This is a genomic window from Clostridium moniliforme (genome assembly GCF_017873235.1).
GTDB classification, from domain to species: Bacteria; Bacillota; Clostridia; order Clostridiales; family Clostridiaceae; genus Clostridium; species Clostridium moniliforme.
Window position 1 is genome coordinate 1 of the sequence record NZ_JAGGJZ010000017.1, and the last position, 9105, is coordinate 9105.

Annotated in this window: 5 protein-coding genes and 2 rRNA genes; all 7 read right to left on the bottom strand. The window is 27.0% G+C overall.

Annotated features, from left to right (window positions below; all coding sequences use genetic code 11):
* Positions 1–640: 640 nt before the first annotated feature.
* Positions 641–1747 (bottom strand): glucose-1-phosphate adenylyltransferase subunit GlgD, encoded by a 1107-nt coding sequence (gene glgD / locus J2Z53_RS12530; RefSeq protein WP_209797801.1) that lies wholly within the window; start codon positions 1745–1747, stop codon positions 641–643.
* A gap of 29 nt (positions 1748–1776) precedes the next feature.
* Positions 1777–2985 carry a glucose-1-phosphate adenylyltransferase gene (locus tag J2Z53_RS12535; protein ID WP_209797802.1) on the bottom strand — a complete coding sequence of 403 codons (1209 nt, stop codon included), beginning with the start codon at positions 2983–2985 and terminating at the stop codon, positions 1777–1779.
* 63 nt (positions 2986–3048) lie between these two features.
* Positions 3049–4878 (bottom strand): alpha-amylase family glycosyl hydrolase, encoded by a 1830-nt coding sequence (locus J2Z53_RS12540; RefSeq protein ID WP_209797803.1) that lies wholly within the window; start codon positions 4876–4878, stop codon positions 3049–3051.
* A 120-nt stretch (positions 4879–4998) separates the two neighbouring features.
* Complete coding sequence (gene glgA / locus J2Z53_RS12545; RefSeq protein WP_209797804.1) at positions 4999–6435, bottom strand: glycogen synthase GlgA; 1437 nt, start codon at positions 6433–6435, stop codon at positions 4999–5001.
* Between the two features lie 15 nt (positions 6436–6450).
* Entirely contained in the window at positions 6451–8421 is a 1971-nt protein-coding gene (gene glgB / locus J2Z53_RS12550) for a 1,4-alpha-glucan branching protein GlgB (RefSeq protein ID WP_209797805.1), read from the bottom strand.
* Positions 8422–8805: 384 nt separating this feature from the next.
* Positions 8806–8922, bottom strand: a 5S ribosomal RNA gene (gene rrf / locus J2Z53_RS12555).
* Positions 8923–9016: 94 nt separating this feature from the next.
* A 23S ribosomal RNA gene (locus J2Z53_RS12560) occupies positions 9017–9105 on the bottom strand; the annotation flags it as partial.

Here is a 9105-nt window from a genome sequence, read left to right on the forward strand (position 1 = left end):
TTTAATCTCACTCTAAAACTTACTTTAATAAAAAGAATTGCTGGTTCTAAATGTATTTCTATATTCTGTTCAATTTTCAAAGACCATTTTATCTCATCGCCCTCAAGCGACTTGCTTATCTTATCATTTAAAAACTTTGTTGTCAACATTTATTTTTTAGAAATTAAATGTTGTATTTGCTTTCAAATAACATAATTCATTATATAACTTAAGCTAGCATTTGTCAATGTTTTTAAGCACTTATAAATTTCAAGTGTTTAATTCATTTCCTTTGCCTCTCAAGCAACGAAATTAATAATAACATATATATTCTTATATCAAAATTCAAATATGTCTATTTAATTATTTTATTTTTATAATACTCTAATTTATTAATTAATGCTTCAGTTTAATACTGTTGATACACTAGGATTAGTTTCTTATTTATTTTAAAGTTATTTAGTATAAATAGGATAAAAATCTAACTATAAAGATATTTATTTATACTAATTGACACATTTATATATTTTTTTAAAATATATATCACTATAAAAAAAGAGAGAAATTATAAATATATCCATATAGTTAAATATCTTTTTAAGATATTTAACTATGGATATAAATATAATAAATCTCTCTTCTTTATTAAAATAAATATATTTTATATAATTTTTATTTTTTGAATAGTTACTGGATAATTTTCAGTTCCACTAATATTTTGATTATTATTTACTACACTTCCTTTATCTGCAATAACTTTACTCATAAAAACATTTTTTTCTATAATACTATTTTGCATTATAATACAGTTTTCTATAACAGTATCTTTTTGTATATGAACCCTTCTTCCTATAATGCAATTTTTAACAGTTCCTTCTATATAGGCACCGTTAGCTACTATAGAGTTAATAACATTACTTTCATCAGTATACTTAGTAGGTGCCTCATCTTGGGATTTTGTATATATGGGATGTTTATCATAAAATAATTCCTTATTTATATCTTGATTTAAAAGATCCATGTTAGCATCAAAATAAGATTTTATAGAATTTATACAAGCTAGATACCCATTAAATTCAAAAGCTCCAACTTTAAGATCATTTAAATTATTGCTTATATAATCTTTTATTTTCCTATAAACTCCATTTTTTATACAATCATAAACTATCTTTATAAAAAGATCTGTTTTCATTATATACATTTCCATATTAATATTTGCACAATTTTCTAGTCCTATATTTTCACCAATTCCTAGAACTCTTTTTACCTCGTTAATATTAACTACTTCACAATCAATAAAATTTTTATCTGCATTATCTATAGACTTATATACTACTGTTATATCATTTTGATTTTTTATATGATTTTTTATAAGTTCTTTATAATCTATATTACATATCATATATGATGGTGATATTAAAACATATTCTTTTCTACTATTTTTTATAAATTCTATATTATCAGCAAAATTATGAACATCATCATAAAAAGGATCATAATTTCCAAAATTAAAAACTCTCAAGCCATCTTTCTTTCTATGAAGATCCCACGGCCTACCATTTGTTAAATGATTAATTAAAGATCTTGATTTATTTTTTGTAAAAATTCCAATTCCCTCAATACCTGAATTGGCCATATTAGATAATGTAAAATCTATTATTCTATATCTTCCTGAAATGGGTACTGATGCTAAAGTTCTAAATTTAACTAATTCGCCCATTCTACTTTCGTTTTCATCTAAATTTATTATTCCTAAACAATTATTCAAAAACCCCACCCCTTTATCAATAGCTTAAATTAGGCATTTTTAATTATATCTTCCTCTAAAAATATATCTATTGACTTTATATTTAAATCTATATTACTAGAGCTAACTTCTAATCTTAAATTTTCATTTGCAGCAATAACAGCAATTTCTTTTCCATTCCCAATTTTGCAACCTTTTCCTATAACAGATTCAGCTCCAATTATAGCTTTTTCTATTATCACATTATCTTCTATTGAAACATTTGGCATTATTACAGAATCTCTAATTATAGTATTATTCCCAACCCTTACTCCCTGAGATAATACTGAATTTTCTACATTACCATAAACTAAACACCCTTCATTTATTAATGAATTTTTGATTTTTGCCTCTTCTCCAATATATTGTGCTGGTCTAACTGGATTTTTTGAATAAATCTTCCATTCCTTTTCATTTAAGCTAAGCTCATTCTCCTTTTTTAATAAATCCATATTAGCTTCCCATAAACTTTCTATTGTTCCAACATCCTTCCAATACCCCCTAAATGGATATGCAACCATATTTTTATTATCCTTAAGCATTTTAGGAATTATATTTTTACCAAAATCATTACTTGAAAGTTCATCTAATTCATCTTCCTCTAAATACTTTTTAAGAGTTTTCCAATTAAATATATATATTCCCATTGATGCATTATTACTTTTTGGATTTTTGGGCTTTTCTTCAAACTCATATATAGATAAATCTTCTCTTGTATTCATTATTCCAAATCTACTTGCTTCTTCAGTAGGAACTTCTATTACTGCAATTGTTGCATCAGCCTCTTTTTCTTTATGAAAACTTAGCATCTTATCATAATCCATTTTATATATGTGATCACCTGAAAGTATAAGTACATATTCAGGTTCATACCTATCTATATATTCAATATTTTGATAAATTGCATTTGCTGTTCCCTTATACCAATCTCCACCTTTTTCTTCTTGATATGGAGGTAGAATCGATACACCCCCATCTCTTCTATCCAAATCCCATGTATCTCCAATTCCAATATGAGAGTTAAGCTCTAATGGCTTATATTGTGTTAATACTCCAACTGTATAAATTCCTGAATTTGAGCAATTACTTAGAGGAAAATCAATAATTCTATATTTACCTCCAAAAGGAACTGCCGGTTTTGCTAAATTTTTAGTTAAAACTCCAAGTCTTGACCCCTGACCACCTGCTAAAATCATAGCTATAATCTCTTTATTACCCATTTAATGTATACCCCTTCCAAATTTACCTTTTATACATAAAATAATTTTATAATTCCATAGTTTTTATAATTTAATTTTTAAAATTTTATAATCTAATTCCTTTAACCTTAAACCCACATTACCATTTTCATTTACAATACACTTTTCTTTATCTATTAAATTAATTACTTCTTTATATTCATTCTTTAACTCATAATTTATTTTTTTATTATATGGATTCACTATTACTATTATTTTTTCCCTTTCATATATGCGCTCATATATAAGTAACTCTTCTGAATCATATATAAAATTAAAATCCCCTTTTTTTAAAGAGTTTTCATTATTTCTTATACTTATTAAACTTTTATATAAATCTAATATTTCTTTATTTTCCCTTCCCCAAGGATATGGCTTTCTATTTTGTGGATCTCTTCCTCCAGTAAGTCCAACCTCATCCCCATAATATATTAAAGGTACTCCAGGAAGTGTCATTTGCATTGCTATTGCTAATTCAAGAAGTTTTTTGTTGTTATTTAATAATGTAAAAATCCTTTCAGTATCATGATTTCCAAGTAAATTCATATTGCTATAAAAATTTTCCCTTGGATAATTTTCATAAATACTCATTATCTTTTTTATAAAATAATTTTTATCTATTTCCTTCTTTAAAAACCTAATTAAAACATCCCTTAATGGGTAATTAGTAACTGAATCTAATTCATCTCCAAAGAAATACTTCCTTCTTTCTGAATAGCTTATTTTATTTGATGCATCTTCCCACACTTCTCCTATAAGAACACTTTCTTTATTGTTTTTTACAATCTCATCTTTTATAAGTTTTATAAATTCATCTGGTAACTCATCTGCTACATCTAGTCTCCATCCAATAGCTCCTAATTTCATCCACTTAGAAATAATTGAATTTTTATCTTTAACTATATAATTTATATAATCTTTATTTAACTCATTTACATTAGGTTGGTTTTCAAACCCCCACCAACTTTCATATTTATCTGGATATTCATAAAACCTATACCAGTTATAATATATTGATTTCTTAGATTGATAAGCTCCAATACTGTCATAATTATTAAATTTATTAAAATACTTACTATCTGAACCAGTATGACTAAAAACTCCATCTAATATGATATTTATATTCAATTTTTTTGCTTCAGAACATAATTCCTGAAAATCCTCTTCTGTTCCAAACATTTCGTCTATTTTCTCATAATCCCCAGTATCATACTTATGACAACTTGCTGACTTAAATATTGGATTCATATATATAATTGATACTCCAAGAGATTTAATATATGGTAGCTTTTTAATTATTCCTTTTAAGTTTCCACCATAAAAATCCCATCTTATGATATTACCCTTATTATCTTTTATATACATAGGATCATCACCCCATGAACCATATATGAAACTATTCTTTTTAGGACTATTTATTTTTAACTCATCATTTCCATTAAAAAATCTATCTACAAATATTTGATATATAATTCCTTCCTTATACCATTTAGGAACCTTCCTCTCCTTATAAATAGTAATCTGATATAACTTAGGAAAAGAATCATAACACTTTCCTATTCCCCCTAAACACTCTTCATTATTCCCATAATATATAGTTTTGTTTTCATATACTATTTCAAAATAGTAATTTAGTATTCCATACAAGTTATTAGTATCTAAAAATATATCAAACCTAATATTATTATCTAAACTTTTATTTTTTAACATTTGAATTCTACTTTTCTTTCCACAGAATTCAATTAAATGCAAATAAACATTAGCTTCTATATTTAAATCTATAGCTATAGAAACCTTCTCCCCAACTTTAACTGCTCCAAAAGGTTTTCTATATTTTAAGTTTTGAGAATTATGAAAAACATTTATATCTACCATAAACCCTCCATTTACATCCTCTTATTAAAAGTATTATTTTCTAAAATCTTTTATTATATAATTAACAACTACAAAATTTTAAGTTCTATACTTTCTTAAGTTTTTATATGACCTTTAATGTTATTTAATACAAAAAGCATCCTCATACATTTCTTTATATTTTTTAGCTGATTTTAGCCAGCTATTGTCTGATTTCATAGACTGCAATATTAATGATTTCCACCTTTGCTTATTTTTGTATACATCTATTGCATATTCTATTATCTTTTTAAGCTCATTATAATCATAATTTTTAAATCCAAATCCATTTCCCAATCCAGTATATTCATCATATGGGATAACTGTATCCTTAAGTCCACCTGTTTCTCTAACTATTGGAACCGCCCCATATCTTAAGGCTATAAGCTGACCAAGTCCGCAAGGTTCAAAAAGAGATGGCATTAAAAACATATCTGATGCTGCATATATTTTATGAGCTAATTTATTATCAAACATTATATTTGAAGATACCTTTCCCTTATACCTTTCCTGAAAATCTTTAAATGCATTTTCATAAATTGGATCACCAGTACCTAATATTACTATTTGAATATCATTTTTAAGCAATCCTTCTAACATATTTATTATTAAATCGCATCCCTTTTGATGAGTAAGTCTTGATACCATTCCTATCATTGGTGTATCTTTACTAACTTTAAGACCTAATTCTTTTTGTAATTCTATCTTGTTTATAAACTTATCTTCAATATTTTCAATTGAATAATTTTTAAAAATAAATTTGTCAGTTTCAGGATTATATTCATCATAATCTATTCCATTTACTATACCTTTAAGAATTCCTTTTTTCCACCTTAACAGTCCATCTAAAGTTTCGCCGTATTCTGGCGTCATTATCTCTAAGGCATAAGTTTCACTAACTGTTGAAATTTTATCAGAATAGTTTATTGCTCCCTTTAAAAAGCTAACTCCTCCATGAAGTTCTAAACTTCCATTTGTAAACAACTCATAATCATATCCAAAAAGCTCAGGTAATACTTCCTTAGTAAATGTTCCTTGAAAAAATAAATTATGAATAGATATTATTGTTTTTATATTTTTATAAAAATCATCTTTCATATACTCAACCTTATGAAGTACTGGAATCATTCCTGTTTGCCAATCATTACAATGAATTATATCCGGCTTCCAATCCAATTCTTTTAAAAATTCCAAAACTGCCCTATCAAAAAATGCAAACTTTTCTCCATCATCATAGTATCCATAAAGTCCATCTCTTTTAAAGTAGTACTCATTATCTATTAAATAGTAGGTTACATCTTTATACTTATATTCAAGAATTCCACAATATTGTTTTCTCCAGCTTACAGCAACCTCAAAACTTTTAATAAATTCTGCCTTCTCCTTTATATCCTTTTTTATATCCCTGTAATTTGGAATTACAACTCTAACATCTAGCCCTAATTTCTTTAATGCTTGAGGCAATGCTCCTATAACATCTCCAAGCCCCCCAGTTTTTATAAAAGGATGTGCCTCTGATGCAGCAATTAAAACCTTCATTTCTAAGTTCACTCCTTATTTTTCTATAATAGTTTTATTTTCTAAAACATATTTACTAAAACTTTTAATTCCAATTATAGATACTGCCATAGGTGGCACTTTAATCTTTATAGAATATGGCATATTATGATAAGATATATCTTCAGCTACTAATACATCCTCCATAGTTTGTCCCGATCCACCATAGTCTTTATTATCCGTATTAAATACTTCTTTATAATCTGCCAAATAAGGTACCCCTACCTTAAAATCATAATAAACCTCTGGAGTAAAGTTACATATAAATATTAATGTATCTTTATCCTTTTTACCCTTTCTCATAAATATCAATATACTTTGTTCATTGTTATCAGCATCAATCCACTTAAATCCTTCTGGACTATAATCTAATTCCCATAATGAATTATTTTCTTTGTAAAAATTATTTATTTTTCTAAAGTAATCCTTAGTCTTTTTATGCATATCAAAACTTTCAATAAGTTTCCACTCAAGTTCTTCATATTCTCTCCATTCTATGAACTGTCCAAACTCTGATCCCATAAATAAAAGTTTCTTTCCTGGATGACCAATCATATATGCAATATACATTCTAAGGCCAGCAAACTTATTCCAATAATCTCCCCACATTTTATTCACTAAAGATTTTTTGCCATGAACAACTTCATCATGTGAAATTGGCAGTATAAAATTTTCTGAATAATTATACATCATTGAAAATGTCAACTTATTATGATGATATTTTCTATATATAGGATCTAGCTCAATATATTCTAGAGTGTCATTCATCCACCCCATATTCCACTTAAAATTAAATCCTAATCCTCCACTTTCAACTGGTTTACAAACATTAGGCCATGATGTTGATTCCTCAGCAATCATCATTATATTATTAAATTCAAAAAAAACTGCTTTATTTAATTCTTGTAAAAATTCTATTCCTTCTAAACATCCATCTTCCCCATACTTATTAGGTCTCCATTCCCCTTCTTTTCGACCATAATTTAAATAAATTATATTTGAAACCGCATCCACCCTTAACCCGTCAATGTGAAATTCTCTTATCCAATATAAAGCATTTGATATTAAAAAGCTTCTAACTTCTGGTTTGCCTAAGTCAAAATTAAATGTTCCCCAACCTTTATTATCAGCCTTCCAACCTTCCTCATACTCATAAGTTGGACTTCCATCAAACATATATAATCCTTGTTCATCCTTACAAAAATGACCTGGAACCCAATCTAAAATTACTCCAATATTATTTCTATGAAGCTCATTTATAAGTTCCTTTAAACCTTCAGCATTACCATATCTACTAGTTGGGGAATAATATCCTATTCCTTGATATCCCCAAGATGCATCTAATGGATGTTCCACTAAAGGCATCAATTCTACATGCGTATAACCCATTTCAACTACATATTCAGGTAACTTTTCTTCAAGTTCACTATATGTCAAGAATTCACCATCTTTAGTTTTCCATGAACCTAAATGAACTTCATATATATTTATAGGACTTTCATATACATTTGTCTTATTTCTTCTATTTATCCATTTCCTATCAGTCCACTTAAATTTTATATCTTCTTTAACTATTGATGCTGTATTAGGCCTTACCTCTGAAAGCAGTGCATATGGATCAGCTTTATATACGCCTTTACTTTCCCACTGATTAATTATGTAGTATTTATACTTAACACCAGCCTTTAACCCCCTTACAAAAAGACTCCAAATCCCCATATTTGTTATTTTTTCCATCTTATATTCTTCAAGTGGTTTAAAATCTGAAAATTCTCCAACTACATAAACACTACTAGCTTTTGGAGCCCAAGTAGTAAATCTTATCCCTCTTTTTCTATTCTCAACAATATTATGTGAACCCATAAACCTATAACTATTGTAATTTTTCCCTTCATGAAATAAATAGTTATCAAATTCTGTTATGTCACCTTTTTTAATTATTACTTTCTTCTTCGTTGACTGTACCATACTAACCTCTCTTTATTGTTTTATTTACATTTAATTGAAATTATATCATTTATTTCCTAATATCTCCATTATTTTTTTCCTATTAATTTTTACAAATTAAAAAATATTTCTTCAAAAAATATATTTAAAATAAATAAAGATTAAAACATAGACAAAAGTCCATGTTTTAATCTTTCAAAATTGTTCTTATAAAATTTTCATGTAATATTCTTAAAATTTAATTAGAATAAAATAAATTCCCTTAACATTCTTAAATCACAATTCAAAAATAATTTCCCTATTTTTATAATATTATGATTTTACTATTAATAAAAAACAAATCTCTAAATTAACTTTTATATAAGAAAAAAGAGATAGTAATTAAACTATCTCTTTTAGTTACTTACCTGGCAACGTCCTACTCTCCCACACGGTCACCCATGCAGTACCATTGGCGCTATAGAGCTTAACTTTCCTGTTCGGAATGGGAAGGAGTGTTTCCTCTATGCCATCATCACCAGATTCCTAATTCTTTTTTCAATTTTTCAAAGAATTCCTTTAATAGGAACTTGTTCTCTGAAAATTGCACATGAATTTTTGTTGATCGTCTTTTTTATTGGTCAAGCCCTCGACCTATTAGTATCAGTCAGCTGAACATGTTACCATGCTTACACCTCTGACCTATCAACCTTGTGTTCTTCAAGG

Coding starts and splice junctions, on each gene's coding strand:
- J2Z53_RS12535 (WP_209797802.1), bottom strand. CDS start 2,985: ATGGGTAATAAAGAGATTATAGCTATGATTTTAGCAGGTGGTCAGGGG.
- J2Z53_RS12540 (WP_209797803.1), bottom strand. CDS start 4,878: ATGGTAGATATAAATGTTTTTCATAATTCTCAAAACTTAAAATATAGA.
- glgA (WP_209797804.1), bottom strand. CDS start 6,435: ATGAAGGTTTTAATTGCTGCATCAGAGGCACATCCTTTTATAAAAACT.
- glgB (WP_209797805.1), bottom strand. CDS start 8,421: ATGGTACAGTCAACGAAGAAGAAAGTAATAATTAAAAAAGGTGACATA.